The sequence below is a fragment of the Lentzea sp. NPDC036949 genome (assembly GCF_055608075.1).
This window is the reverse complement of sequence record NZ_JBVJRA010000001.1, coordinates 1,104,434-1,130,312: the sequence shown is the minus strand read 5'-3', so window position 1 is coordinate 1,130,312 and position 25,879 is coordinate 1,104,434. Positions and strand designations below refer to the sequence as shown.

General features: G+C 69.8%; 23 protein-coding genes, 1 tRNA gene and 1 pseudogene. 13 read left to right on the top strand and 12 right to left on the bottom strand.

The window, feature by feature from the left end:
- Nucleotides 1-6 precede the first annotated feature (6 nt).
- Together ACZ7CD_RS05730 and dacB are read right to left on the bottom strand one after the other, a co-directional pair.
- Entirely contained in the window at nt 7-1,050 is a 1,044-nt protein-coding gene (locus ACZ7CD_RS05730; RefSeq protein WP_360385196.1) for a zinc-dependent metalloprotease, read from the bottom strand.
- Nucleotides 1,051-1,078: 28 nt separating this feature from the next.
- Nucleotides 1,079-3,286 (bottom strand): D-alanyl-D-alanine carboxypeptidase/D-alanyl-D-alanine endopeptidase, encoded by a 2,208-nt coding sequence (gene dacB, locus ACZ7CD_RS05725; RefSeq protein WP_470378370.1) that lies wholly within the window; start codon nt 3,284-3,286, stop codon nt 1,079-1,081.
- A gap of 915 nt (nt 3,287-4,201) precedes the next feature.
- On the opposite strand from dacB, the gene ACZ7CD_RS05720 reads away from it, so the two are divergent.
- The gene (locus ACZ7CD_RS05720) at nt 4,202-4,705 is read left to right on the top strand and encodes an inorganic diphosphatase (protein ID WP_360385192.1); all 504 of its coding nucleotides are present in this window, start codon (nt 4,202-4,204) and stop codon (nt 4,703-4,705) included.
- Nucleotides 4,706-4,766: 61 nt separating this feature from the next.
- Here ACZ7CD_RS05720 and ACZ7CD_RS05715 read toward each other — a convergent pair whose 3' ends face one another.
- Together ACZ7CD_RS05715 and ACZ7CD_RS05710 are read right to left on the bottom strand one after the other, a co-directional pair.
- Nucleotides 4,767-6,407 carry an MDR family MFS transporter gene (locus ACZ7CD_RS05715; protein ID WP_470378369.1) on the bottom strand — a complete coding sequence of 547 codons (1,641 nt, stop codon included), beginning with the start codon at nt 6,405-6,407 and terminating at the stop codon, nt 4,767-4,769.
- Entirely contained in the window at nt 6,407-6,943 is a 537-nt protein-coding gene (locus tag ACZ7CD_RS05710; protein WP_360385188.1) for a MarR family winged helix-turn-helix transcriptional regulator, read from the bottom strand. The genes ACZ7CD_RS05715 and ACZ7CD_RS05710 overlap by 1 nt, the downstream gene beginning before the upstream one ends.
- 163 nt (nt 6,944-7,106) lie before the next feature.
- Between ACZ7CD_RS05710 and ACZ7CD_RS05705 the strand changes: the two genes are divergently transcribed.
- From ACZ7CD_RS05705 to ACZ7CD_RS05695, 3 genes are all read left to right on the top strand, one after another.
- Nucleotides 7,107-7,565, top strand: a complete 459-nt coding sequence (locus ACZ7CD_RS05705; protein WP_360385186.1) for a DUF4442 domain-containing protein — start codon at nt 7,107-7,109, stop codon at nt 7,563-7,565.
- Nucleotides 7,566-7,648: 83 nt separating this feature from the next.
- A complete protein-coding gene (locus tag ACZ7CD_RS05700; protein ID WP_470378368.1) occupies nt 7,649-8,368 on the top strand; it encodes an excalibur calcium-binding domain-containing protein in 720 nt (239 codons plus the stop codon).
- Between the two features lie 36 nt (nt 8,369-8,404).
- On the top strand, nt 8,405-9,373 hold the full coding sequence (locus ACZ7CD_RS05695) for a TIGR03617 family F420-dependent LLM class oxidoreductase (protein ID WP_360385182.1): 969 nt from the start codon (nt 8,405-8,407) through the stop codon (nt 9,371-9,373).
- Here the strand turns inward: ACZ7CD_RS05695 and ACZ7CD_RS05690 are convergent.
- Nucleotides 9,351-9,524, bottom strand: coding sequence for a hypothetical protein (locus tag ACZ7CD_RS05690; RefSeq protein ID WP_360385180.1), 174 nt, complete (start codon nt 9,522-9,524; stop codon nt 9,351-9,353). The two genes, ACZ7CD_RS05695 and ACZ7CD_RS05690, sit on opposite strands and share 23 nt — an antisense overlap.
- 144 nt (nt 9,525-9,668) lie before the next feature.
- Here ACZ7CD_RS05690 and ACZ7CD_RS05685 point away from each other — a divergent pair, with 144 nt between their 5' ends.
- Both ACZ7CD_RS05685 and ACZ7CD_RS05680 read left to right on the top strand, forming a co-directional pair.
- On the top strand, nt 9,669-10,265 hold the full coding sequence (locus tag ACZ7CD_RS05685; RefSeq protein ID WP_458429648.1) for an ArsR/SmtB family transcription factor: 597 nt from the start codon (nt 9,669-9,671) through the stop codon (nt 10,263-10,265).
- Nucleotides 10,262-11,002: an SRPBCC family protein gene (locus tag ACZ7CD_RS05680; protein WP_470374212.1), complete on the top strand. Its 741-nt coding sequence runs from the start codon at nt 10,262-10,264 to the stop codon at nt 11,000-11,002. The genes ACZ7CD_RS05685 and ACZ7CD_RS05680 overlap by 4 nt, the downstream gene beginning before the upstream one ends.
- Here the strand turns inward: ACZ7CD_RS05680 and ACZ7CD_RS05675 are convergent.
- Entirely contained in the window at nt 10,975-11,793 is an 819-nt protein-coding gene (locus tag ACZ7CD_RS05675; RefSeq protein ID WP_470378367.1) for an endo alpha-1,4 polygalactosaminidase, read from the bottom strand. The genes ACZ7CD_RS05680 and ACZ7CD_RS05675 overlap by 28 nt on opposite strands.
- 128 nt (nt 11,794-11,921) lie before the next feature.
- Here ACZ7CD_RS05675 and ACZ7CD_RS05670 point away from each other — a divergent pair, with 128 nt between their 5' ends.
- Nucleotides 11,922-12,563, top strand: a complete 642-nt coding sequence (locus tag ACZ7CD_RS05670; RefSeq protein ID WP_360385172.1) for an HNH endonuclease family protein — start codon at nt 11,922-11,924, stop codon at nt 12,561-12,563.
- Between the two features lie 10 nt (nt 12,564-12,573).
- Nucleotides 12,574-13,044, top strand: a complete 471-nt coding sequence (locus ACZ7CD_RS05665) for a hypothetical protein (RefSeq protein WP_470378366.1) — start codon at nt 12,574-12,576, stop codon at nt 13,042-13,044.
- A gap of 87 nt (nt 13,045-13,131) precedes the next feature.
- Here the strand turns inward: ACZ7CD_RS05665 and ACZ7CD_RS05660 are convergent, their stop codons facing one another.
- The gene (locus tag ACZ7CD_RS05660; RefSeq protein ID WP_470378365.1) at nt 13,132-13,905 is read right to left on the bottom strand and encodes a TauD/TfdA family dioxygenase; all 774 of its coding nucleotides are present in this window, start codon (nt 13,903-13,905) and stop codon (nt 13,132-13,134) included.
- 130 nt (nt 13,906-14,035) lie between these two features.
- On the opposite strand from ACZ7CD_RS05660, the gene ACZ7CD_RS05655 reads away from it, so the two are divergent.
- The 4 genes and pseudogenes from ACZ7CD_RS05655 to ACZ7CD_RS05640 all read left to right on the top strand — a co-directional run.
- Complete coding sequence (locus ACZ7CD_RS05655; RefSeq protein ID WP_470378364.1) at nt 14,036-14,449, top strand: NUDIX hydrolase; 414 nt, start codon at nt 14,036-14,038, stop codon at nt 14,447-14,449.
- Nucleotides 14,450-14,653: 204 nt separating this feature from the next.
- Nucleotides 14,654-15,715, top strand: coding sequence for a helix-turn-helix domain-containing protein (locus tag ACZ7CD_RS05650; protein WP_470378363.1), 1,062 nt, complete (start codon nt 14,654-14,656; stop codon nt 15,713-15,715).
- 271 nt (nt 15,716-15,986) lie between these two features.
- A complete protein-coding gene (locus ACZ7CD_RS05645) occupies nt 15,987-16,709 on the top strand; it encodes a hypothetical protein (protein WP_470378362.1) in 723 nt (240 codons plus the stop codon).
- Nucleotides 16,710-16,952: 243 nt separating this feature from the next.
- A pseudogene (locus ACZ7CD_RS05640) lies at nt 16,953-17,447 on the top strand (tyrosine-type recombinase/integrase); the annotation flags it as partial.
- Between the two features lie 248 nt (nt 17,448-17,695).
- On the opposite strand, the gene ACZ7CD_RS05635 reads toward ACZ7CD_RS05640, so the two are convergent.
- Nucleotides 17,696-17,769 (bottom strand) — tRNA-Thr (locus ACZ7CD_RS05635).
- Nucleotides 17,770-17,880: 111 nt separating this feature from the next.
- Here ACZ7CD_RS05635 and ACZ7CD_RS05630 point away from each other — a divergent pair.
- Nucleotides 17,881-19,239 carry a hypothetical protein gene (locus ACZ7CD_RS05630; protein WP_470378361.1) on the top strand — a complete coding sequence of 453 codons (1,359 nt, stop codon included), beginning with the start codon at nt 17,881-17,883 and terminating at the stop codon, nt 19,237-19,239.
- Nucleotides 19,240-19,302: 63 nt separating this feature from the next.
- Here the strand turns inward: ACZ7CD_RS05630 and ACZ7CD_RS05625 are convergent, their stop codons facing one another.
- The 4 genes from ACZ7CD_RS05625 to topA form a co-directional block, all read right to left on the bottom strand.
- On the bottom strand, nt 19,303-20,499 hold the full coding sequence (locus ACZ7CD_RS05625; RefSeq protein ID WP_470369619.1) for a DNA polymerase III subunit delta': 1,197 nt from the start codon (nt 20,497-20,499) through the stop codon (nt 19,303-19,305).
- A gap of 28 nt (nt 20,500-20,527) precedes the next feature.
- On the bottom strand, nt 20,528-22,573 hold the full coding sequence (locus ACZ7CD_RS05620) for a bifunctional MFS transporter/dTMP kinase (RefSeq protein ID WP_470369620.1): 2,046 nt from the start codon (nt 22,571-22,573) through the stop codon (nt 20,528-20,530).
- A gap of 80 nt (nt 22,574-22,653) precedes the next feature.
- Nucleotides 22,654-23,064 carry a hypothetical protein gene (locus ACZ7CD_RS05615; RefSeq protein ID WP_360385162.1) on the bottom strand — a complete coding sequence of 137 codons (411 nt, stop codon included), beginning with the start codon at nt 23,062-23,064 and terminating at the stop codon, nt 22,654-22,656.
- A gap of 17 nt (nt 23,065-23,081) precedes the next feature.
- Nucleotides 23,082-25,844, bottom strand: a complete 2,763-nt coding sequence (gene topA, locus ACZ7CD_RS05610) for a type I DNA topoisomerase (RefSeq protein WP_470378360.1) — start codon at nt 25,842-25,844, stop codon at nt 23,082-23,084.
- Between the last annotated feature and the right edge of the window lie 35 nt (nt 25,845-25,879).

The following is a 25,879-nucleotide window of genomic DNA, read 5'->3' as shown; positions in this document are numbered from 1 at the left end:
CCGCGCTCACGGGGAGACGCGGCGCAGCCAGGTCATCGGCTCGGCGATCTCCGCGCGGGTCGGGAGGGTGTCGGCGCTGGTCCAGACGGCGTTGAAGCCGTCCATGCCGACGCGTTCGACGACGTACTCGGTGAACGCCGCGCCCTCCGCGTACTGCCGCACCTTCGCCTCGACGCCGAGCAGCGTGCGCAGGACCCGGTCGAGCAGGCCGCCGCCCTTGCGCCGCACGGTGAAGCGGCTGCGGATCGTCGACACCGACGGCACGACCGCCTCGCCCACGGCGTCCATCACGTGGTCGGCGTGGCCTTCGAGCAAAGTGGACAGTGCGATCAGCCGGTCCAGCACCGCTTTCTGCTGCGGTGACTGGACGAGCTCGATCAGCCCGATCGGACCGTCGCCCGCGCGCAGCTTCGTGCGGAAGTCGCGGATGACCTCCGGCAGCGGCGCCCTGTCCTCGTCCATTGTGGACAGCAGCGTCGTGACCTGCTCCGCGAAGTACCTGCGCAGCCACGGCACCCCGGTGAACTGCAGCCGGTGCGTGCACTCGTGCAGGCAGACCCACATCCGGAAGTCGTCCGCCGGGACGTCCAGCGCCTGTTGCGCGCCAACGATGTTCGGCGCCACCAGCAGCAGCCGCCCGGCCAGCTGGTCGCTCGGGCTGAACGGGTCGTACTGGCCCAGCACCCGCGAACTGAGGAACGACAGCACCACACCGGCCTGCACGCCCGCGGTGCCCGCGAGGACCGCCGCCATCGCACCCGTCTGCCGCGGCATCGCCGGAGCCGTGAGCGCTTCCAGGCCCTGCGCGGCCGCCTTGACCCAGGCGGGCCGGTCCACGACCTCACCCGGCAGCAACGGCAGCCCCTGACCGAGCCCGGTCAGCTCCCGGACGTGCACCTCGGCCTGCGGTGCCAGCTCGCGCAACCGGCCGACGACGTGCCCGGCCTCGTCTCTGCCGACCACCGGACCGGGCCGCACCAGCCGGGTCGCGGTCGCCACCGCCAGCTCCCAGTCCACCGGGCCGAGCTCTGCCTCCGTCGCGCCGTTCACCCCGCCGACGCTACCTGCGCACGCCCCGCTACGAACAGCCACAGCCTCGCAACGCCGCCGCCAGCACGTCCAGCGCCGGCCGCACCTCGGTGTCCGGATTGCCCGGGTTGCCGGACATGAACGCGAACACCAGCACCCGCCCGTCCACGTCGACCACGACACCGGCGAGCGCGTTGACGGCCGTCAACGTGCCCGTCTTGGCCCGCACCCAGCCCTTGCCGCGCGCGGCGGCCCCGTCGTACCGCCCGGCCAGCGTGCCGCTGCCACCGGCCACCGGCAGCGCCGTGAGCAACGGCCGCAGCTTCGCGGTCTTGTCGTCCATGGTGGGCTTCGCGGCCGCCGTGAGGACGTCGGTCAGCAGCTTCGCCGGGATCTTGTTCGTCGCCGACAACCCGCTGCCGTCCACGAAGTTCGCCCCGGTGAGGTCGAACCCGTGCTTGGTGAGCACGTCCCTGACCGCCTTCACCCCACCCGCGAACGACGGCTCGTTGCCCGTCCTGATCGCGAGCTCCCTGGCGATGGCCTCGGTGAGCACGTTGTCGGAGATCTGCATCATGTTGTCGACGAGCTGCTCCACCGGCGCCGACTTCACCTCGGCGACGGTCTGCGCCCCCGGAGGTGCCGCACCCGCCGCCGCCGTGACCCCGAGCCTGGCCGCGAACGCGTCCGCCGCCTGCTGAGCGGGCGTCGGCGTGCGGGCCCCGTCGACCTTCTTCGGGTCCAGCCGCCCACCGTCGACCATGAACGGCACGATCGGCGTGACCGACCCGCCCGCGATGTCGGCGGTCTCCCACTGCGGCCCCATCGGCTCGCCCGCGTACCGCCCGAGGTCGTAGAGGACCTTGGTGACCGGCCCCTTGGCCTTGACCTGGTTGACCAGGTCGTCCAACGACGCCGCACCGGGGTAGACGCTGCTGCCCGGCGTCGCCGAGATCGTCGGGTCACCCCCGCCGACCACGACCACCGTGCCCGGCTCCGACCCTTGCACCACCTTGGTGCTGAGCTGGGCGGTCCGGTCCAGCTCCAGCAACGCGGCCGCCGCGGTCAGCACCTTGAGGCTCGACGCGGGCGTCGCCGGGGTCGTGTCCCCCTGCTGCCACAGGACGGTGCCCGTGGAGGGGTCGACGACGCTGCCCGTCAGCGGGCTGAGCGCACCACTGGCCGCCGGACCGGCCAGTGCCTGCCTGATCCCCTGCGGAGTCGGTGCCGGTCCCTGCGCACTGATGGGCTTGACCAGTGGCTGGACGTTGGCCGGCGCGGCCGGCGGCTTCGTCTCGACCGCCTCGGTGCCGCCGAGCTCGTTGACCGCGTAGACGGTGGCGCCGGCCAGGGCCGCCACGACCACCAGGGCCAGGACGACGGCCAGGGGCTTGCGGCTCTTCTTCGGCCGGTCGTCCTGGGTGTTCTTGGTGTCGTTGAGGCGGTCTTCGGGTTCCTCGTCGTAGCCGGGGAGGGCTTCTGGCTCTTCTTCTCGCGGTTCGGCCGGCTTCACCGGGGCCAGGCGGATGGTCGCCGGGTGGGCGGCGTCGTGGCGCTGCTGGGGTGGCGTCGGGTGTTGGCGCTGGTTGACCGGACGCAGGTTCTGCCGAGTGGGCGGGTCCTGGTGCTGCGGCTCCTGACGCTGAGGCTCTTGGCGCAGAGCGGAGGGCCACGGCTGGTCGGGGGTGCGCTGGCCCGGTCGCTGGTCAGGGCGGTACTGGCCGGGGCGGGGCTGCTGACCCGGCCGGTGCTGGTCAGGGCGTCCCTGGCCCTGGCCGAACTGGCCTCCGCGCGGCTGGCCGGGCGCGGATTGGCCAGGTGCGGGGTTGCCGGGTGCGGGGTTGCCGACGTGGGGCTGGCCTGGGCGGGCTTGACCGGGTCGGCCCTGGTCCGGACGGCCTTGAGGACGGGCCTGGCCCGGCCGCGCCTGTCCCTGTTGTTGGTCCTGGCGGCGCTGATCCGGCTGGTTCTGGTCCTGACGCGACTGCTCCGGACGCGTCGGCTCCGACCGCGGCTGCTCGGTGCGGGGCTGTTCCGGACGGGTCTGCTCGGTGCGCGGGGACTCGGCGGGCGAGGGCTCGGCCGGGGGCGGGGGGCCGAGCTCCAACTGGCCGGAGCGGGACAGCTGCTCGTCCTGCTCCGGTTCCGCGGTGGTCGGCTTGGGGACCACGCGGGTCTGGTCGCTGGGCGGTTCGACCGTGGACGCGGGCTCGACGCGGGATGCGCCGTCGCCGTCCTTGGACGGGGTGATGCGCACCGGGGTTGCGCGCGGTGGGTCGGCGGGTGCGGGCGGGATGACGGGGAGGGGGACCTGGACCGTCGCGCCGTCGGGGGTGGGGAGCGGGACCTGGATCGTCGCGCCGTCAGGCAGTGCCGGGGGCTCGGCGTCCGCAGCGGGTGCAGGCGTGGCTGGCTCGGCGGACTCAGGTGCGGCCGGCTGCGCAGCGGGTTCCGGCTCCGGGGTCGTGGGGGCCTGCGAGGCGGGATCGGGCTCGGCGTCCGGGTCGGCGGCGGTGTCGGGCTCGGCCTCGACGGGCGGTTCGGGTTCCGGGCGTTCCGAGGAGTCCGGGGGTTCCGAGGAGTCCGGGGGTTCCGGGGAGTCCGGCTCCGGAGTGGAGGGCTCCTCCTCCGCGACGGGGACCGGGAGCGCGGTGGTGCTCTGCTCGGGAACGGCGTCCGCAGCAGCGTCGGCAGGCGTAGAAGACGAGGTCGAAGCCGGTTCGCGACCGTTCAGACCAATCCCGTCGTGAGCATCACCACTCGGATTTTCACCCGATGGTTCCGCTGAACCGCCGTTCGCTGAGGTCGCAGGCCCGTCAGCCGGGTCGGAACCAGCAGAAGACGCCTCGACGGGGACAGAGTCCGCGGAGGGCAGCGGGGAGGACGACGGAGGCTCCGGAGTGGACGGTGCCGTGAGCACCGGTGCCACCGGGAGCGCGAGCGTCGGGCGCTCGGGTGAAGGTGTGGTGACCTGCGACGGAACGGTGGTGGCCGGCGACTCCGGGGTGGTGTCGTCGTCGTCGGTCGGCCACTGGGGGTCGTCCGGCACAAGGGCCTCCGTCAGCTCGGTACGGGCAATCTCACACCCGCCAGCCGCGGCTCCGATGAGGGTTGACAGGGCGTCGTGGTCCACACTAGTGGCGTCACGAATGGGCTACATGAGCGAGGACCAGTGGAGTTCGACGTCCTGATCGAGATCCCCAAGGGCGTGCGCAACAAGTACGAGGTGGACCACAAGACTGGTCGCATCCGCCTCGACCGCACGTTGTTCACGTCTACGCAGTACCCGGCCGACTACGGGTTCATCGAGGACACCCTGGGTGAGGACGGCGACCCGCTGGACGCCCTCGTTCTCGTCCAGGAGCCGACGTTCCCCGGCTGCCTGATCAAGGCCCGCGCCATCGGCATGTTCCGCATGACCGACGAGAAGGGCGGCGACGACAAGGTCCTGTGCGTGCCGGCCGACGACCCGCGGCACGAGCACCTGCGCGACATCCACCACATGGCGGAGTTCGACCGCCTGGAGATCCAGCACTTCTTCGAGGTCTACAAGGACCTGGAGCCCGGCAAGAGCGTCGAGGGCGCGACCTGGGTCGGCCGCACCGAGGCCGAGGCCGAGATCAAGCGCTCCTACCAGCGTCTGAAGGACGCCGAGGCGCACGGCGAGGGCCACTGAGGCACGCACGGGAGAGGGGCCGCGCTGGATCAGCGCGGCCCCTCTTCTCGTTCTCGCGTCCCTAGACGGCCACGGACTCCGCGTCGGCGACGCGCTCCAGGCCCGACCTGTTCGACAGCGGCTTCTCGCGCAGGAACCACACGAGCACGAACGCCGCCACCATCACGATCCCGCCGGTCATGAAGACCGTGTCGATCGCACCGGAGAAGCCGTCGAGGAACGGCCGCGCCAGCACCGGGTCGAGGTTGTTCAGGAACTCGGTGTTGTTGATGTCCACACCGGACCCGCCCGCGTTCTGCAGCGACTTCGCGAACTCCGGGTTGTGCGCCAGCGCCGCCTTGAACGCCTCGGTCTGCATCGCCGACCGCAGCCCGGACGCGATCTTGTCGCCGACCGTGCTGAACAGGATCGACAGGAACACCGCGGTGCCGACGGTGCCGCCGATCTGGCGGAAGAACGTCGCGGAGGCCGTCGCCACGCCCATGTCACGCGGCTCGGCGTCGTTCTGGATCGCCAGCAGCAGCGTCTGCATGCACTGGCCCAGGCCCGCGCCCATGATGAACATGTAGACCATCACGAGCCAGTTCGGCGTGTCGGTGCCGATGGTGCTGAACAGGAACAGCGCGATCGACATCAGGCCGGCACCGATGATCGGGAAGATCTTGTAGCGCCCGGTCTTCGAGGTGATCCGGCCGGCCGTCGCGGTGGCCGACATGATGCCGAACGTCATCGGCAGCAGCATCAGACCGGACATGGTCGGCGAGACGCCCTTCACGATCTGCAGGTACAGCGGGATGGAGACCATGCCGCCGAACATGCCGACGCCGAGCACGAAGTTGATCGTGTTGCCCAGCGCGAACGTGTGGTTGCGGAACATCCGGATCGGCAGCAGCGCCTCGTCGCCCATGCGGTTCTCGACCCACACGAACGCGAGCAGGCCCAGGACGCCGACCACGTACATGGTGATCGCCGTGGCGGACGCCCAGCCCCACTCGCGGCCCTGTTCGGCCACGATCAGCAGCGGCACCAGGCCGACGGTCAGCGCGGCCGCGCCACCGAAGTCGATGCGGTGGTCGACGCGCTTGTGCGGGATGTTCAGCACGCGGCCGACGACGAACAGCGCGAGCAGCGCGATCGGCACGTTCACGAGGAACACCCAGCGCCACCCGGTGACGCCGATGAAGGTGTCGAGACCGGCGAACACGCCGCCGATGACCGGGCCGAGCACGCTGGCCGACCCGAACACGGCCATGAAGTACGCCGAGTACCTGTTGCGCTCCCGCGGCGAGATGATGTCCGCCATGATCGCGAACGCGAGCGACATCAGACCGCCGGCGCCGAGGCCCTGCACGGCGCGGAACGCGGCCAGCTCGTACATCGAGGTCGCGATGCCCGACAGCAGCGAGCCGACGAGGAACAGCGAGATCGCCGCGAGGTACATCGGCTTGCGCCCGTAGATGTCGGACAGCTTGCCGTACAACGGGGTCGTGATGGTCGCGGTGATCAGGTAGGCGGTGGTCGCCCACGCCTGCAGCGTCTGCCCGTGCAGCTGGTCCGCGATGGTCTTCATGGCGCTGGAGACGATCATCTGGTCCAGCGCCGCGAGGAACATGCCCAGCAGCAGACCGGACAGGATCGTCATGATCTGGCGATGCGTCAGGGAAACCCCTGGCGTGGGTGTCGCATCGGTTGTCGTTGACATTACTGGTCTTCCCCTCCTGCGCGGGTCCCCGTCCCGCGTTCGGTCATAAGCGCCGGAATCGTGCGCTCGTAGTCGTGGACGAAGCGTTCGAACAGGTCCGCGAAGCCCTTGAAGTCCTCGTCGGCCCAGTCCGCGAACACCTGCTCGAGCGCCTCGTTGCGCATCCGGCGTCGCTTCAAGATCAGCTCGCGGCCCGCTCCGGTGACCGCGAGAACACTGGCCCGGCCGTCAGCCGGGTCAGCACGCCTCTCGACGAGCCCGTCCTTGACCAGCCCGGCGACCTGCCTGCTGACCGTGGACGGGTCGGAGAGCACCGCCTCCGCGAGCGCGCTCGAACGGCACTCACCGAGACCGGAGAGCGTCGCGAGGAGCACGAAGGCGGACTTGTCCATCCCCTGCTTCGCCATCTGGTGGGAGACCTGGGCGTGCATCTTGTTCAGCCGCACCATCGCCATGCCGACGCGGTCCGCGAGCTCGTGCTCGGGATCGACGCCGACACCGGTGACGCCGTTGACGCACCCGCCCGGATCTGACATCGCCCACCTCGTTGCTTGTATCACCCAACTAGTTGCTCGCTACAAGCATCCATCTCGGTACGCCGATGTGCAAGCGAGTTTCGAGTCACACCCCAGGAAAGTGTGGTATGTCCGGTTACTGGCGGGTAGCCGAGTGGGTTACTCGCGAGTAGCATCCGTGCTCATGAGCCAAGACGTCTCGTTCATCGCCGACGCCATGAAGCAGGCCGTGCCGTACGTGAAGACCACCGGCATCGACTTCGACGAGGTCTCCGCCACGCGCGTCGTCGCGTCGCTGCCCGACGACGAGACGCTGCGCAACCACGTCGGCGGCCCGCACGCCGCGATGATGTTCGGCCTCGGTGAGACGGCCTCCGGTGCCGTCGTCATGGCCGCGTTCGCCCAGCACATGGCCAAGGCGACGCCGCTGGTCGCCCGCGCGGACATCGCGTACAGGAAGCTCGCGATGGGCCCGCTCAAGGCCGAGGCGGTGCTCGGCCGCTCCGCCGACGAGGTGCTCGCGGAGCTCGACGGCGGCACCCGCCCGGAGTTCCCGGTGACCGTCACGATCACCAACGCCGAGGGCGTCACGACCGGCGAGATGGTCGTCGTCTGGACACTCAAGCCGGTCCGCACAAGCTGACCTGCGCGGTTCCAGGTCTCGAAACGGTCTCCGCGTGAACCGATCGCGGCGGAATACGTAACCTTGGCCACACTCCGGGCCGGGTGCATATTCGACCCCATGTCGGGGTGGAGAACTGCGGGCGGAGTGCTGCTTGCCGCCCTGTGCGCGGGGTGCACGGGCAACGCGCAGCACGCGCGTCCGGTTCCGGTGGCGGTGCCGGTCGACGTGCCAGTCACCACCACGGCGTCGGTCCCGCCGGCCAAGCTGGAGCTCACGGTCCAGACCGTGGTCAACGGGCACGCGGTGACGTTGTCCGACGGCAGGACCGTCGAGGTCGGCGGTCTCGCCTCGCCCGGCGCGTGCTGGGCGAGGGCGGCGAGCGACTTCGCCGCGCGCATGCTGCTGGACCAGCAAGTGCGCTTCGACCCCGAGTCGCGTGCGCTGACCCTCTCCGACGGCACCGACTACGCCCTGCTCGCGCTGGGCAACGGCGCCGGCCGCGCGACGACGTCCGCGACGGCGGCGATGAAGGAGGCCGAGGCGGCGGCCGTGAAGGGCACGCTCGGGTTCTGGGGCCCGCCGTGCAACGGCAGGGACGTCACCGAGACGCCCACGCCACCGCCTCCTCCCCCACCGCTGCCACCGCCCGCGCCGGCTCCGGGCCGACGACGACAACGCCCAAGCCGAAGCCGGTGTTCTTCGCCTCCTGCGAGGACGCCTGGCGGGCCGGTGCCGCGCCGATCCCCTGGGGTCAGCCCGGCTACCGGGTCGAGCTCGACGGCAACCGCAACGGCATCGCCTGCGAAGCACCGCGCCGGTAGCGCGCACCGCGGCCCACGGCCAATAACCTCGCCGGTATGAAGCTGGACTGGAGCGCTGTCGACTACACCCCCGGCGACGCGGGGACGATCGCGAAGCGGGCGGAAGACCGCGGTTACGACGGGTTCTGGCTCGCCGAGACCAAGCACGACCCGTTCCTCGCGCTCGCCGGCGCGGCCGCGGCCACCGAGCGGGTCGAGCTGGGCACGGCCATCGCGGTGGCGTTCGCGCGCAACCCGATGACCGTCGCGACCACGGCGAACGACCTGCGGCTGCTGTCGGGCGGCCGGTTCAACCTCGGTCTGGGCTCGCAGGTCGAGGCGCACATCACGAAGCGCTTCTCCATGCCGTGGAGCAGGCCCGCCGCGCGCATGCGGGAGTTCGTGCTGGCGCTGCGGGCGATCTGGCACGCGTGGGAGACCGGCGAGCGGCTGGCGTTCCGCGGCGAGTTCTACACGCACGCGCTGATGACGCCGTTCTTCAACCCCGGTCCGAACCCGCACGGCACCGCGCCGATCTACCTGGCGGGCGTGGGCGAGCGGATGACGGAGGTGGCCGGCGAGGTCGCCGACGGCTTCCTGTGCCACAACTTCACGACGCCGCGCTACCTGCGAGAGGTGACGCTGCCCGCTCTCGAACGCGGCCGCGCCAAGGCCGGGAAGTCGTTGGAGGGCTTCGAGATCAGCGGCCCGGTGTTCGCCGCGACCACCGACGAGGAGATCGCCGACGTCAAGCGGCAGATCGCGTTCTACGGGTCGACGCCCGCGTATAGGGCGGTGCTGGACCTGCACGGCTGGGGCGAGCTGCACGAGGAGCTGCACCGGATGTCGCGGCGGCAGCAGTGGGCGGAGATGAGCGCGTTGGTCACGGACGACGTGCTGGCGGAGTTCGCCGTCGTGGGGTCGTCCGCGGAAGGTGTCGCGGCCGCGCTGCTGGACCGCTACGGCGACGTCGTCACCCGGCTGTCCCCGTCGGGGGACGTGCTCAGCGCCCTGAGGAGTGGCTGAGGCCCTGGCGCGCCAGCTCGGCGTGGAACGCGGTGAGCCCGGCGCGCACCCTGGCCACGCCCTGCTTGCGGATCCACCTGCGCCTGCCCACGTTCGCGGCGTTCAGGGCGAACGGCAAGGCGAGCACGGTCAGGACGAGCATCATGGTCATCTTGTCTCCCTGGAGGTTGTGAACGAGCAACGACCAATCGAGACATCGCTTACGGCACCGGTCCCAAAGCCACCCGGCTGGAGCAAAGCCACCGACAGCACGACCGTTCTTGACTAATTTTGTTTTCGGTGCGACCGTGGGTGCATGTTCGATGTGGCGGTGATCGAGGACCCGTCCGCGGCCGAGGTGTCGCTGGACCCCGTGCGGGCGCGGCTGCTCGCGGAGCTGGCAGAACCCGGATCGGCGACCATGCTCGCCGCGAAGGTGGGTCTGCCCAGGCAGAAGGTGAACTACCACCTGCGCACGCTGGAGCAGCACGGCCTGGTGGAGCTGGTCGAGGAACGGCGCAAGGGCAACGTCAACGAACGCCTGCTGCAGGCGACCGCGGCGTCCTACGTCATCTCCCCGACCGCGCTCGCGGCCGTGCAGCCCGACCCAGCTCGCTCACCCGACCGGTTGTCCGCGCGGTGGCTGCTCGCCGTCGCGGCCAGGCTGGTGCGCGACGTCGGAACCCTGCTCACCGGGGCGACGAAGGCGAAGAAGCGGCTCGCCACGTTCGCGCTCGACGGCGAGGTCCGGTTCGCCACGGCGGCCGACCGGGCGGCGTTCGCGGAGGAGCTCGCGGGCTGCGTGGCGCACCTGGTCGCCAAGTACCACGACGAGCAGGCAGAAGGGGGCCGTCCACACCGGATCGTGGTCGCCCTGCACCCGAGCGTCAGCGCCAAGGAGGAGGAGTCGTGACCCGCGAGTTCGAGATCAGCAAGGAAGTCGAGGTCGGGGGAACCCCCGAGCAGGTCTGGGACGCCATCGCGACCGGACCCGGCATCGACTCGTGGTTCATGGGCCCGCACACCGTCGACGGGCGCCTCGGCGGCCGCATGTCGCTCGACCTGGGCTTCTTCCAGGAGAGCTCGACGATCACGGCCTGGGAGCCGGGCAAGCACCTCGCCTACTCCAGCGACAAGGGCGAGGACGGCACGTTCCACGCGATGGAGTTCCTGGTCGAGGGCCGTGAGCAGGGCTCGACCGTGCTGCGGTTCGTGCACAGCGGCATCCTCGGCGACGGCTGGGGCGACGAGTTCGTGGACCAGCAGTCGAAGGGCTGGGACATGTACCTGTTCACGCTGGCCCAGTACGTGCGGCACTTCGCGGGCCGGCCCGGCACGTACGTGTTCGCGCAGTGGCCGCCGCAGCCGGAGGGCGCCGACAACTGGCCGGTGCTGATGCGCGCGCTCGGCATCCCGGAGAACGCGGAGGTCGGCGACGAGGTTTCCCTCGAACCGTTCGACGTGCACGGGGTCGTGGACTACGTGGTGCGCCACGACGCGCACAGGTTCCTCGGCGTGCGCGGGCAGGACGGCCTCTACCGCTTCCACGGCACCAACGCGGTCGGCCACCACCTGTTCGGCGATGCGACCGGCCAGGCGGAGAAGTGGCAGGCGTTCCTGGCTCAGACCCCGGGCGGGCAGAGCTCGTAGACGTAGTCACCGTGCCCGTACGGCACGACGTTCCGGTCGCGGCGGATGACGGAGACCCGTCCGCCGCGATCGGCGCAGGCCTTCCGGAACCCGTCGTCGGTGTACTCGATCTGGATGAAGTTGTCGCCGAACGCCTCGGCGTAGCGCCCGCACTCGTCGTTGACCTGGCACTCCTCGGTGATCGCGAAGTCGAAGCCGATCTCCTGCCTGCCCGCGGTCCCCAGCTCGGCGGTGTTCTTCTGCGCCACCGCGAGCCCCTGCTCGTGCGCGTACCGCACGAAGCCCTTCATGAACTCCTTGGCGGCGCCGAGGTCGAACGCCCCATCCGAGCGCGTGTACGAGTCGAGGTTGTCCGGCTCGATCCCCTTGAACAGCGACTGCTTGCAGCCCTTGATCCACTTCTTCTGGATCTCCAGGATGCGGGCGCGCTTGTCCCCGGTGGAGATGTCGAGGATGCCCTCGGACCACTCCGCGTCGATGGCGGGCTGACCGTCCTGCTTCTTGACGAGCAGGTCGGCGTGGTGCTGCCGCCACCACCCCAGCCCGCCCTCCATGCCCTCTGGCTGCGTCTGCAAGGCGTTGAGGTAGCAGATGTTGTAGCGCCGCCCGTCCGGCGTCTTGCTGCGGTCCCGCACGACGATCTTCACCGGCACGTCCGGCTGGTAGGCGCCGCCGATCTGGTAGTCGAACACGGCACCCACCGGGGGCAGCTCGCGCGGCGGCAGCTCCGGCTCGCTCGAGCACGAGGTGACGAGCAGGAGCAGGGCGGCGGCCGCCACGGCGGTTCTCATGCCTGCCGTTCTACCCACTTCCGCACGACTTCGTCGAGCAGCCCGGGCGTCGTCGCGGCCCATTCGTCCCCCGGGATTTAGGCCGATGGGCCGCCATGACCGCCACGCGCGGCGGGTATGTCCACCCCATGCGGTGGATCTTGCTCATCTTCCTGCTCACCGGGTGTGCAGCGCTCCCCACCTCGGCTCAGGTCGACCGAGTGCCCGAGGGCACGCTCGACGCCGCCACGGCCCGCACCTCGCTCGCCTCGCTGCCGGCGGGCGCACCGGGAACGCTGCGCGGCTACGACCGCGACTGCCCCGGCGCCTGCGTGTTCGGCCGGCCCTGGTCCGACGTGGACGGCGACGGCTGCGACCAGCGCAGCCAGGTCCTCGCCCGCGACCTGACCGCCGTGGAACGCAAACCGGGCCGCTGCGGCGTGCAGTCCGGCACCTTGGACGACCCCTACACCGGCTCGCAGGTGACCAAGGTGTCCTCGATCCAGATCGACCACGTGGTGCCGCTCGCCGAGATGTGGCGCAGCGGAGCGGCGGCCTGGCCCGCGGAGAAGCGCGTGGCGGCGGCGAACGACCTGCGCAACCTCGTGGCGACCTCGGGCAAGGTCAACCAGTCGAAGAGCGACAAGACGCCCGACGAGTGGATGCCGCCCAACGCGGCCTACGCGTGCTCGTACGGGCGGATCTACGTGACGGTGAAGACCGCCTACGCCCTGACGGTGGCCCCGGCGGAGCGGTCGGCCTTGGAGAAGGCCCTGGCGACCTGCGGTTAGGGTGCCGCCCGTGGACCTGACCCGCGGGCACCCGTTCCGCATCCCGCTCACCGCGGGCCTGCAGGCGGCGACCGAGGCGGCGTCCGCGTTGCGCGCCGTGCTGCCACCGGACGTCGCGGTGATCGGCGGGCAACGCCAACTCCTGGTGCTGCGGCTCATCTCCGACGACGAGCTCACCCTGCTGCGGCCGGCCGTGGAGGCGTTGATCGCCGACTTCCGCGCCACCGCACGGGCTTTGGTCGTGGCGCTGGCCTCCGACGCCGTGGACGAGGCGTGGTCGGTGCACGAGCACGGCGAGCACTGCCGGTTCGAGAACCTGGTGACCGGCGTGGTCGTGGAGGCCTTTGTGGACCGTCCGGACGACCTCGACCCGTACTTCCTGCTGGAGTTCGCCCGGACGGAACACCGGCACCGGGCCGTGGCGGAGGCGTGCGTGGAGGGGTTTCACGACATGTGCCGGGTGCTGGACGTGCTGGGATAGGCACTGGAACAGCAGAAGGGCCAGCCCGCTTCTCTGATCGCAATGAGCGCAGCGATTGCGGGAAACGCGGAATCGCTGCGTCGTCGTTCATGCGGCATCACTCGACGCCCGGACGCGAACACCGGTCGCCACAACGAGGTCCGGCAACGGATCGCCGTTCACGCGGTGGACCACGCGCTGTCCGGTGAACGCTCGCCGGCCGTGCAGCCAGCGGTGGTTGTCGAGTACGTAGCCCAGCCCGGCAGTGAGCCTGAACTCAAACGCGTGGCGGTCGATCGCCGCCCGCAGTGCCGGAATCCACCGGCTGACCTCAGGCGCGAACTGAGCGAGCTCGTCGAGCCGAAGTCTGACGGCGATTCGACCTCGACCGTTGTCGCTGAAGATCGAGCTGAGATGTCCTGCCGCACCGCCGAACAGCACGGAACGCGGCGTCCTCAACGCGATGAGCGCTTCGGGCTCCGACTCGGCGAGATCGTCGTACAAGGCCTGGCCGTCGATGAGCACGCACTCGCCACCGGTTGTCGCAGCCTGTGTGCAGCTCATCATCAGCAGGGCGGGCGGGTGCGGAACGCCTGAGCGATCGGTGTGCGGGTTGAGCGCACACGCGCTGAAGCCCGCGAACCCGCTACGCACGACGGACTCACCGAGGTCAGCGATCGTGGTGACGCCGTCAGGTCCGCTGTCGCGATGCGGAACGACTACGGCGATCGACTGCGCGAGCCTCAGCAGGTCCTCGGGGCCGTCGAGACCGTCGACCACAGCGAGTCCCCGCTCAGCGATCAGCCCGACCAGGTCGGTGGAGTCCGCGTTGACGCGATATGGCTCGATCATGGCGTCTACCTCCCGGAACGACTCGTCCACGGGATCAGCAGAACGCCGTTCGATCCACCACGTCCAGTGACAGGCTGTCAACATCGCGCCGCCTCGGCACGGTGAGTTCCGGTGCTACGTTGCCGTTGAGCAACCGCCTGCGATCACGGAGGACTCCTCGATGAGCCAGCTCACCTACCCCGTCTCCATCAAGGGCGTGGCGATCCGCGACGGCAAGGTGTTGCTGCTGAAGAACGAGCGCGAGGAGTGGGAGCTGCCGGGCGGCCGCATCGAGCCAGGCGAGACCCCGGAAGAGTGCGTTGCCCGCGAGATCACCGAAGAGACGCAGTGGAAGGTGACGACCGGGCCGATCCTCGACACGTGGATGTACTACATCGACGTCGCTGAGAAGAACGTGTTCATCGTGACCTACGGCTGCCACCCGGACGGCGACAGCGAACCCGTGCTGTCCGACGAGCACAAAGAAATCGGCCTGTTCACCGAGGACGAAGTGCCCGGCTTGAACATGCCAGAGGGCTACAAGCGGTCAATCGCAGCGTGGTTCGAACGTTTGCGCGCGGACGCGGTCAGGTGAGCCGTGACGGGCGGGCGGTGTGACGCGTGTGGAGCCGAGCTGAGTCGACTTGCCGTCGAGCCGATCTGCCCCACCTGTCACGCGAGTGCTCGCCACGTCGCCCCGGTCGTCCCTGCTCGCCGACTCATGCCCGCCGTGTGGTTGTGGTCGGCACCAGAGGCAACCGCGGCCCTCAGAAGTCGTGACCTGGCAACGATCCTGCGGGTGTACCGCAGGCTGAACAAGCTCAGTCAGGAACGGCTCGCCGCGCTGCTCGGCTACGACAAGACCTACGTGTCGATGATCGAGACCGGTCGCCGGAACATCAGCGACGTCGCTACGCGCCGGCACATCGCGCGGACGCTCGGGGTGCCGATGCACGCCCTCGGCGTGACCGACAACGACGATGCCGACTTCGCGGCGATGATCCAGTTCGGTGACTCGACCATCCGCCTTGCTGAGATCGCACGCCAGTCCGGCAGGGCCGTCGACGCCGTCAACGAGCTGTGGCCGCTGGTCGCTCGGCTTGAGGCACGAGCCGCCGAGGGACGGGCCGAACGGGACACAATGATCCTGCTCGGTCAGGGCCGTGCCGCGCTCGGCGTCTCGCTCGGCACGGTGCTGCCTGAAGAACGGCTGGTGGCTGCTGCCCGCTGGACGGGCAAGGCACTCGTGATCGCCGAGCGCCTCGGCGATCAGGCATTCCTCGCTCACGCGCTCCGGATGCACGGGAACGAACTGCGCAAGGCCGGCCACGCCGGCGCAGCAATTGCTCGACTCAGCCGGGCGGTTGCCGTGTCCGAGGATCGTGAGGGGCAGGGAGCCGCGTTCGCACTGCTCGCTCGTGCCGCAGGCGAACATAGTGACCCGGACCTGTTCGACCTCGCGATCGACGGGTACCGCGAACGGCTCGACGACGTTGGCGGCCGCAGCATGCTGTTCAACCCGTTCACGTTCCGGGAGATCGAACTACGCGGGCTGGTCACGACTGGCCGAGCCGCCAAGGCGGTCCGGATCATGCAGACGAACATGCCGGTCGCGCCGCCGGTCGCGCCGCAATGGCACATCATCGAGCGAGTCACCGCCGGACAGGTTCTGCTTGCAGCACGCCAGCGAGACGGCGCACGGGACGCCTTGCGCACCGCACTCCTTGCGGCAGAGACGCACCGCCTGCCGCATCAGATCCAGCGAACGATCCGCGCCGCCGACGACGGCGGACTCATCGAAATCAGCACGGGCGGGCAGCTGGCACTGCAACGCCTCAACGCCCTTCTGACACCGGGCTGATAAGGATCGGCTGAGTCGATCTCAGTGGACGACCACGGTCGGTAACGCGTTGCTGGTCTCACACCGATACAGGGCATGCCTGGCAGCCAGATGTGACACCCACTAGCGACTGCGAAAAGAGTTCCGCATGCGCCGATTCACGCTGCCCATCATCGCGCTAGGCGTAGTAGTCACGCTGTGCGCCTGCGGCGCTGCAAGTCCTTCGTCTGAACCGTCCCGATCATCAACGGCGGTAACGACCACGACTACCTCCGCCGCACCGCTTCCGCCTGTGATCGACACAGCCAAGTACGTGGGCGTCACTGCGAACACAGCGGTCGCCGAGATCCAGAAACTCGGCTACTACGTCTATGTGACGCATGCGATCAAGAAGTCGAACCTCTTCCAGATTTCGACCTCTGGCACGCTCCCCGAGTCCCTGAACAAGTGGGTCGTGAGTTCGATCGAGGCCAACCGCAGCACCCACTCGACTGCGACCGTGTGGGTCAAACCTGGAGAACTCACTCCAGCGGAGAAGGTCGATGAGGCCGCACAGGCAGCAGGGCTCGACTCGGCTGTAGGCACGACATACCGCACGGCATCCGCATGGGTGCTCGACGTGTGCAAGAGCATGACGACCCCGGCTCAGTACGTGACCGCGTCGGAGTTCCTCCAGGGGCAGATCAACGAGGATGCGAAGAGACTAGAGATTTTCAAGATCGGCATACCGCTGTTGTGCGCCGAGCACCAAGGCGCACTGAACGAAGTTCTCGAAGGCAACGTTCCCTTCGGTAGCGGAACCTACGAGATCGGTACCGGGAAGGGGAAGATCAAGCCCGGTAAGTACCGCACGCTGTTCAGCGTTGATGACTGCTACTGGGAGCGGACACGGCCTGACGGCGAGATCATCGACAACAACTTCGCCACACACGCCCAGTCGATCACTGTGACGATCGCATCAACAGACGGCAGCTTCACCACTCAGCGGTGCGGCAAGTGGCAGCTGGTCAAATAACTCCAAGTTTCGTACACGCCGCGAGTTGCTATGACATACCGGTCAGCGTCAGCGAGCACACGGGACGGTAGCGATCCGTCAAGAACTCTCGTCTACAGCGGACGGTGAGCGTCGGCTGCTCCGCCGCTCCGGCTACGTGACGGCCGAGGCAGCGTCGAACCAGGCAAGCGCCCCAAGGCCCTGGTGTGGACAGCCGAGCGCGTCGAGCAGTGGAAGCGGTCCGGCGAGAAGCCGTCACCGGTCATGGTCTGGACTCCAGAGCAGACGGGCGAGTTCCTCGACTTGGTGCACGAGGACAGGCTGTACGGGCTGCATCACCTGATCGCGTTCCGGGGCCTGCGTCGGGGCGAGGGTTGCGGGTTGCGCTGGTCAGACGTCGACCTCGACACGAGGACGGCGACGGTCGCAACTCAGCTCGTGCTCGCCGGCTGGGAGGTCGAGGAGGGAGACCCGAAGACGTCCAGCGGTGCACGAGTCGTTGCGCTGGACGCCGAGACGGTCAAAGTCCTGCGAACGCACAAGGCGCAGCAGGCAGCCGAACGGTTGGAGTGGGGCGAGGCCTGGATCAACACAGGCCGCGTGTTCACCGAGGCCAACGGGACGCCGCTGCACCCAGGCAAGGTGTCCGAGGCGTTCGAGAAGATCGTGCGGACGTCGAGCCTGCCGCCGATCCGGCTGCACGACCTGCGGCACGGTGCGGCGACGCTCGCTCTCGCGGGCGGCGCAGACATGAAGACTGTGCAGGAGATGCTCGGTCACCCGTCCATCACGATCACATCGGACATCTACACGAGCGTCCCGCCCGAGGTCGCTCACCGTGCCGCCGAAGCGGCGACCAAGCTCGTCCCGCGCAAGTCCACCGGGAACCGATGGGCATACTTCGAGCACACACGAGGCCCAGAGCAGCGCAGCTCTACAACTCGTCACGAACCTGCGGATACAGAAAGACCCAGGTCAGGAAGCCTGACCTGGGTCTTATCTCACCGAGCCGCCTATCGGAATCGAACCGATGACCTGCTCATTACGAGTGAGCCGCTCTGGCCGACTGAGCTAAGGCGGCGAGACGCGATAACTATAGCTGACCCGTGGACCCGTCACTCACGGGGGTCGGCATCGTTGAACCGACCGTGACCGAGGTCACCGTCTCCTAGTCCGCGTCGAGGAGTGGTTCATGCGTCGCTCGTTCTCCGTGCCGCTGGCCGGTCTGCTGCTGGCACTCGCCGCAGGGCCGGCACTCGCCCAGCCGCCGACCACACCGGTGCCGGGGCCGAGGGACCCGAACCAGCCGCCGGCGTCGTCGCCGAACGGGCCGCAGCCGTTGGCGCACGCGGTCGGTGACGCGGGCACGGGGCTCGCGGTGGTGCGGCTCGGGCCGCAGGGCGTTCCGACGAGCACGATCCTGCCGGGGTTCGGTGAGCAGCTGCCGAAGCAGTCGGTGACCGAGCTCGGGCTGGGGCTGTCGAGCGCGCAGGTCAACACCGAGGCGTTCCTGGCGACGGAACGCGTGGTCACGCAGGCCAACCCGTTCGGGTTCGCGGTGGCCGGACGGGCGCCGCAGACGCCGGGAACGCTGGTGCAGACGGCGATCCCGGACAACCCGCAGCCCACGAAGGGCGGCCTGCCGATCCCGGAGACGCCGCTCGCGAAGCTGAGCGTGCTCAACGGCAGCGTGCAGGCGCGGTGGGACGAGGAGGTCGGGCCGTGCATCAGCCCGCTCGCCACGGCCACGACGTCGCTGGCCGGGTTGCAGGTGCTGAGCGCGTTGCCCGCCGAGGTGCCGCTGGCGCCCAAGACCGGGCTGGTGAGCATCCCGGACACGTTCGAGGCGAGCTCCGCCGTCCGGCTCGTCGACCTGCCGGGCAGCAAGAACAAGGCCGTCGCGTCCACGTCGACGATGCGGGCGGTCAGCATCGAGCTCGCCGGCGGTCTGAAGATCGACGTGGTCACCCCGCCGACGCTCACCGCCACCGCGACCGGCGACGAGAAGACCTCGACGATCAGCTACACCGCGCCGGTGCTCAAGGTCAGCCAGAACGGCAAGGACCTCGGCACCCTCGACGCCGCCCACCCGGTGCTGGACGTGCCGCTGCTGCTCGACCTGGTCGTGGTGAAGCTGCAGATCGCGGGCCTGACCGAGAAGAAGGCCGCCTTCTCCGGCAACGGCTTCACCGGCTACCAGCTCGGCGCGACCGCGCGGATGCTCGACGTGCAGCTCCTGCCGACGGACAAGCTGAAGCTCCCGAACCTGCCCACCGCGCTCGCGCAGATCTCGCTCGGCGAGCAGATCGCCCGCGCCGCGGCACCGCAGGGCGGCGTGGTGTGCGGAACGTCACAGCCGCCGCAGACGAACGCCCCGCAGGAGCCGGGTGGTGCGGCGGCGCCGCCCAAGAAGGCACCGCCGCTCGCCTACACCAACGCCGCGTACCAGTCGGTTCCGCTGTTCTGGACCGGTGCCGGGTTGTTGCTCGTCGGGGTCGTGGTGGTGGCGGCGCTCCCGGTCCGTCGCCGGCCGCGTCGTGTTCCGAACTGACGCTGGCGTGGCGGAGTCGGGTGCACCTGCTGGGGCGGGCCAGCGGCACCCGAGAACCGCACGTCAGCCGCGGTGCAGCGTGGTGACCATCGCCTCGATCGCGATGCGCGGCTTCACGTTCACCTCGATCGCCTCCCGGCAGGACAGCACGGCCTCCAGGCGGCGCAGGATCGACTCCTGCGACCACTGGGCGGCGGCGGTGCGCGAGTCGGCGGCGCGGTCGGGGTGCATCAGGGACGCCTCGGAGCCGGTTTTGGTGACCAGGGCGTCGCGGTAGAAGCCGGCGAGGTCGACCAGGGCGAGGTCGAGGGAGTCGCGCTGGGTGCGGGTGGCGCGGGACTTCTGGCGCTTTTCGAGGTCCTTCAACGCGCCCTTCGCGCCGCGGGTGGCGGCTGCGGTGCCCTTGCCGGTGCCGCCGGCGCCCATGGCGGTTTCCAGGGCGGTGCGTTCGGCCTCGTTGCGGGCCTCGTTGGCGGTGGTGGCGTCTTCCTCTGCCGCCTTGATGAGCTCGTCGGCGCAGGTGAAGACGTCGGCGGGTTTGCGCAGGGCAAGAGGGATGCGCAGGACGGCCTCGCGGCGTTCGCGGGCTTCGGGGTCGACGGCCAGGCGGCGGGCGCGGCCCACGTGGCCGCCGCACACGGAGGCGGCCCAGGAGGCCATCTCAGGGGACACGCCGTCGACGACTTCCAGTGCTGAGGCGATGGCCGGGGGGCGGGGGGAGCCGAGGGGGACGAGGCGGCAGCGCGAGCGGATGGTGATCGAGACGTCCTCCGGGTGGTCGGAGGGGGCGCAGAGCAGGAAGACGGTGCGCTCCGGGGGTTCCTCGACGGCCTTCAGCAGCGCGTTCGCGGCGCCCTCGGTGAGGCGGTCGGCGTCCTCGATGATGACGACCTGCCAACGGCCGGACGTGGGGCGACGGGCGGAGATCTGCACGAGGGAGCGCATCTCGGCCACGGAGATCGAGAGGCCTTCGGTGATGACGACGCGCACGTCGGCGTGTGTGCCGTGCAGGGCCGTGCGGCAGCCGGTGCACTCACCGCAGCCTGGGCGGTCATCGGTGACAACGCACTGCAACGCGCCGGCGAACGCACGGGCCGTGGACGAACGGCCGGAGCCGGGTGGGCCGGTGAAGAGCCAGGCATGGGTCATCACGCCGGGTGCCGGGGTGCCGCCGGCGACGATCGTGGCGGCTGCCTCGGCCGCCGCGGACAGGCTTGCCACCGCGTCGGGTTGGCCGACCACCTCGTCCCACACGCTCATGGGTGCAGTCTCCCAGCGGCCGGGCCGGTCACGACGTCGGGGCGGGGGCTTCCGCGGGCACCTTCTTGCGGGACGCGAGCAGCGGGAGCACGGCGGTGTGGACGCGGTGCGCGGTCGTGTCGGCGTCACCGTCTGTCTCGACCACCAGGTAGCGGTCGGGGTTCGCGGCGGCCATCTCGCTGAGCAGGCGCTGGACCCGCCAGTGCTGTTCCAGGCCGATCGCCTTGCCGTCGGACACCGGGCGGTCGAGCAGGATCGTCAGGTCCGGGCGCAGGCGACCGGTGGCCCACTCGACCAGGCCTTCGAGTTCCTGGTGCTCCAGGGTGCCGGTCGCGCTGAAGTGCGCCAGGGGCGAGTCGACGTAGCGCTCCATCACGACGATGGACCCCTCGTCTAGCGCGGGACGCACCTGCCGTTCGACGACGTCGGCGCGCACGGCGGCGGCAACGAGGGCTTGCGCGCGCACGCCGGCCAGCTCGGCGGACGACAGCATCGTGCGCAGACGGCGTTCGTCGTGTTCGGGGTCGGCGGCAAGCAGCACCTCGAACCCCTCGGCGCGAAGAGCGGCCGCGAGCCGACGGGCCTGCACGGACGTGTCTTGACGCGTGTCGCCCTCGACGGCGATCAGCAGACCCTTGGTGCGCGAGCGTCCGCGGATGGCGGCGAACAACGACGACAGCACGCGCTCTTCGCGACGGTCGTCCATCTGCCGGTAGGCGACGAGGCCGAGCACGATCGCGATGACCGCACCGCCGAGCATCACCGGACGGGTCGCGTCGACCTCCATCGGGTGGCCGAAGATGCTGACCGTGCGCTTCTGCAGCACCGCGACCAGCAGCGGAGCACCGGCCGACGCACCGAACAGCACGACCTTGAGCAACGACTGGATCAACGCCACCGTGCGGCCGCGCATCTCGTCCTCGACCTGCGAGCCCACGATCGTGAGACCGGTCAGGAACGCCACGCCGGCGCACAGGCCGACCAGCGACACCATCAGCAGCGCCAGCCACAGGCTCGGGGCCAGCGCGACCAGCGTCAACGTGACGCCCGCGCCGACGATCGTCACGCCGAACAGCCGGTTGTAGGCGAGCCTGCGCGCGAACCGGGGTGCCGTCGCCATGCCGACCGCGAGCCCGAGGAACACGGCCATGAACAGCAGGCCGAACGTCGACGCGCCACCGAGGAGCGAGGTCGCGTAGAGCTTCGCCGTCGCGATCACGACACCGGCCGCGGCGAACGCGCCGATCATGCCGATCACCAGGCCGCGGACCAGCGGCGTCGCGGCGGCGAACCTGACCCCCTCGCGGAACATCGCGACGAAGCCCGGCTTGTCGGCGTCGACCTCCTTCTTCTGCCGCGCGGCCCGGCCGGACAGCTCCGGCAGCCGGGTGGCGATCAGGACGGCGGAGGTGAAGTACAGCAGGCCGTTGATGATCACGGCGATGGTCGCGATGCGGAACTCGAGGTCGCCGCCCTGCAGGTTCAGGTACGCCGGCACGCCCGCGATCAGCGAGTACAGGCCGAACCCGCTGATGGTCGAGATGCCGTAGGTCATCACGAGGCCGAGCTGGTTGGCCGACTCGACCTGGTCGGGCCGGCGCAACAGGTTCGGCACCGCCGACTCCTTGGCCGGAATCCACAGCATCGCGCAGCAGCCGACCAGGAAGTTCGCCACGAACAGCCAGATCGGCGACCCGATCAGCGCGATCGAGATGAACAGCGACCCGCGCAGGACGTCGCAGACGACCATGACCTTGCGGCGGTCGAAGCGGTCGGCGAGCACCCCGCCGACGGGGGCGAACAGGATGCCGGGCAGCAGCTGGGTCAGCACGACCAGCGACAGTGCGAACGACTGCCACTGGTAGCTGTTCAGCATCTCGGAGACCAGACCGGTCAACGCGAGCAGTGACAGCCAGTCACCGACGCTGCACAGGTAGGTGACGAGCCAGAGCCGGCGGAACGGCCGGATCGCGAGCACCGACCGCAGCCGGTGGACCGTGGACACGCTGGACTGGGCGGACCCGGCCGGGTCTGCCTGCGTCGCTGGTGTGTCCGCGTCCTGAATCTCAGTCACCTCTGCTCGCCCGTGCGGGTGCGATCAGGGTAACCGGATGTAGTGGGTGACGACGCCGGACTCTCGGCGTCGAAAGGTCACTATCCGCTGAAGATCGCGCCGAGGACGCTCACGAGCACCAGCACGAAGAAGCCGAGGACGACGATGCAGCCGACCACGGTAGCGGCGGTGTTGGGCTTCTGCACGGGCTGCTGCGCCTGTGCGGCAGGCACTTGCGGCCACTGCGCGGCCTGCTGCCCCGGTCGTGGCCGGCGGCTCTGCGGGCGCCGCCGCTCCTGTTCCAGCTGGGCCTGGACGGCCTGCCGCACCTGCTCGGTGGGATCGGGAGGTGTCGGCACCGCCACACGTGACGAGAACGACGCGGTCCGCAGCGAGGACCACTGGGGTGCCACCCACGTGTCGGCCGTCACCAGCCCGGCGAGCGGGTCGGGGAACAGCGGGGGTGGCGGCGGGGCCTGCGTCCCGTCCGGACCGAAGTCAGAGCTCGGCACCCGCCACCCCCGTCACGTCAGCTCTTCGTCTTCGCCGGGGCCTTCTTGGCCGCCGGCTTCTTCGCCGCGGTCGTCGCCTTCTTGACCGGTGCCTTCTTCTTCACCGGGCCCTTGGCGCGCTTCTCGGCCAGCAGCTCGGCCGCGCGCTCGTCGGTGATCGACTCGACGCTGTCGGTCTTGCGCAGCGACGCGTTCGCCTCGCCGTCGGTGACGTACGGGCCGAAGCGGCCCTCCTTGATCACCATCGGCTTGCCGGACACCGGGTCGTTGCCCAGCTCCCGCAACGGCGGCGCGGCGGCGGCCCGGCCGCGCTTCTTCGGCTCGGCGTAGATCTTCAGGGCCTCGTCGAGCGTGACCGTGAAGATCTGCGACTCGTCGGCCAGCGACCGCGAGTCGGTGCCCTTCTTGAGGTACGGGCCGTAGCGGCCGTTCTGCGCGGTGATCTCGGCGCCCGTCTCCGGGTCCTTGCCGACCACCCGCGGCAGCGACAGCAGCTTCAGCGCGTCGTCGATCGTGATCGTGTCCAGCGACATCGACTTGAACAACGAGCCGGTGCGCGGCTTCGGCAGCTTCGACTTCGGCGTGCTCTCCTCCGGCTCGGGCAGCACCTCGGTCACGTACGGGCCGAAGCGGCCCTCCTTGGCCACGATCTCGTTGCCCGAGACCGGGTCGGTGCCCAGCGAGCGGCCCTCCTGCGGCGTCGAGAACAGCTTCTCGGCGATCTCCGCGGTGAGCTCGTCCGGCGGCAGGTCGTCTGGCAGGTTCGCGCGCTGCGCGGCACCGTCGACCTCGCGCTCCAGGTACGGCCCGAACCGGCCGACGCGGACCACGACCGTGCGGCCCTCGGAGTCGCTGAACAGCGGGATCGAGTTGACCTCGCGCGGGTCGATGTCCTCGACGCCCGTGCCGACCAGCTTCTTCAGGCCACCGGAGCGGCCGACCGAGCCGTCGGGGCCGACGCTGCCGCCGAAGTAGAACCCGGACAGCCACGTCGTGCGCTGCTGGCGACCGGCGGCGATGCCGTCGAGCTCGTCCTCCAGCGCGGCGGTGAAGTCGTAGTCGACCAGGCGGCCGAAGTGCACCTCCAGCAGCCCGACCACGGCGAACGCCACCCAGGACGGGACCAGCGCCGCGCCCTTCTTCCACACGTAGCCGCGGTCCTGGACCGTGCTGATGATCGACGAGTAGGTGGAGGGGCGGCCGATGCCGAGCTCCTCCATCGTCTTGATCAGCGACGGCTCGGTGTAGCGCGACGGCGGCGAGGTCGTGTGGCCGTCCGGGGACAGCTCGGCGATCGTCAGCGCCTGGTCCTTGGCGAGCAGCGGCAGCCGCGACTCGGCGTCGTCGGACTCGCCACCGGCCTCGGCGTCGACGGTCTCGACGTAGGCCTTGAGGAAGCCGGCGAACGTGATCGTGCGACCGGACGCGGCGAAGGTGACCTCCTGGCCGGTCGCCGCCTTGCCGACGATCCGCACGCTGGTCGTGTTGCCGCGCGCGTCGGCCATCTGGGAGGCGATCGTGCGCTGCCAGATCATCTCGTAGAGCTTGAACTCGTCGGAGTCCAGCTCGGAGGCCACCTGGCCGGGCGTGCGGAACACCTCACCGGCGGGCCGGATCGCCTCGTGGGCCTCCTGCGCGTTCTTGACCTTGCGGGTGTACTGGCGCGGCTTGTCGGCGACGTACTGCGCGCCGTACAGGTCCGTGGCCTGCGTGCGGGCCGCGTTGATCGCGGTCTCCGACAGCGTCGTGCTGTCGGTGCGCATGTAGGTGATGTAGCCGTTCTCGTACAGCTTCTGCGCGGTGCGCATCGTGCGGTCGGCGGAGAACCGCAGCTTGCGACCCGCCTCCTGCTGCAGCGTCGAGGTCATGAACGGCGCGTACGGCTTGCGCGTGTACGGCTTCTCCTCGACCGAGGCGACCCGGACGGGGGCCTGCTCCAGGCCGGCGGCGATGGCACGGGCCTGCGCCTCGTCCAGCACGACCACGTCAGCCTTGCCGGTGAGCTTGCCGTCGGAGCCGAAGTCGCGGCCGGTCGCGAGGCGGGTGCCGTCGAGCGCCACCATGCGGGCGCCGAACTGACGCGGCGTGGCGTCGGCACCGGCGTCCATGACCGCCGAGATGTCCCAGTAGCCGGCGGAGACGAACTTCATCCGTTCGCGTTCGCGCTCCACGACCAGGCGCGTCGCCACCGACTGCACGCGGCCAGCCGAGAGCTTCGGCATGACCTTCTTCCACAGCACGGGGCTGACCTCGTAGCCGTAGAGGCGGTCGAGGATGCGGCGGGTCTCCTGCGCGTCGACCAGGTCCTGGTCCAGGTCGCGGGGGTTCGCGGCGGCGGCCTGGATCGCGGACTCGGTGATCTCGTGGAACACCATCCTGCGCACCGGGACCTTGGGCTTCAGGGTCTCCAGCAGGTGCCACGCGATGGCCTCGCCCTCGCGGTCACCGTCTGTCGCGAGGTAGAGCTCGTCGACTTCCTTCAGGGCTTCCCTGAGCTCGGTGACCAGCGACTTCTTGTCGGCGGACACCACGTAGAGCGGCTCGAAGTCGTGGTCGACGTCCACGCCGAGCCGGGCCCAGGCCTGGCCCTTGAACTTGGCGGGCACGTCGGCGGCACCGCGCGGCAAGTCCCGGATGTGTCCCCTGGAGGACTCCACGACGAAGTTGGCGCCGAGGTAGGACGCGATCTTGCGCGCCTTCGTGGGCGACTCGACGATCACAAGTCGTCGGGTGCCACCCGCTCCTCCGCTGCTCTTTCTCGTCCGTGTCGATCCAGCCACGCCGTCCCGCTCTCTTCCAAACCCGTTCCCAGGCC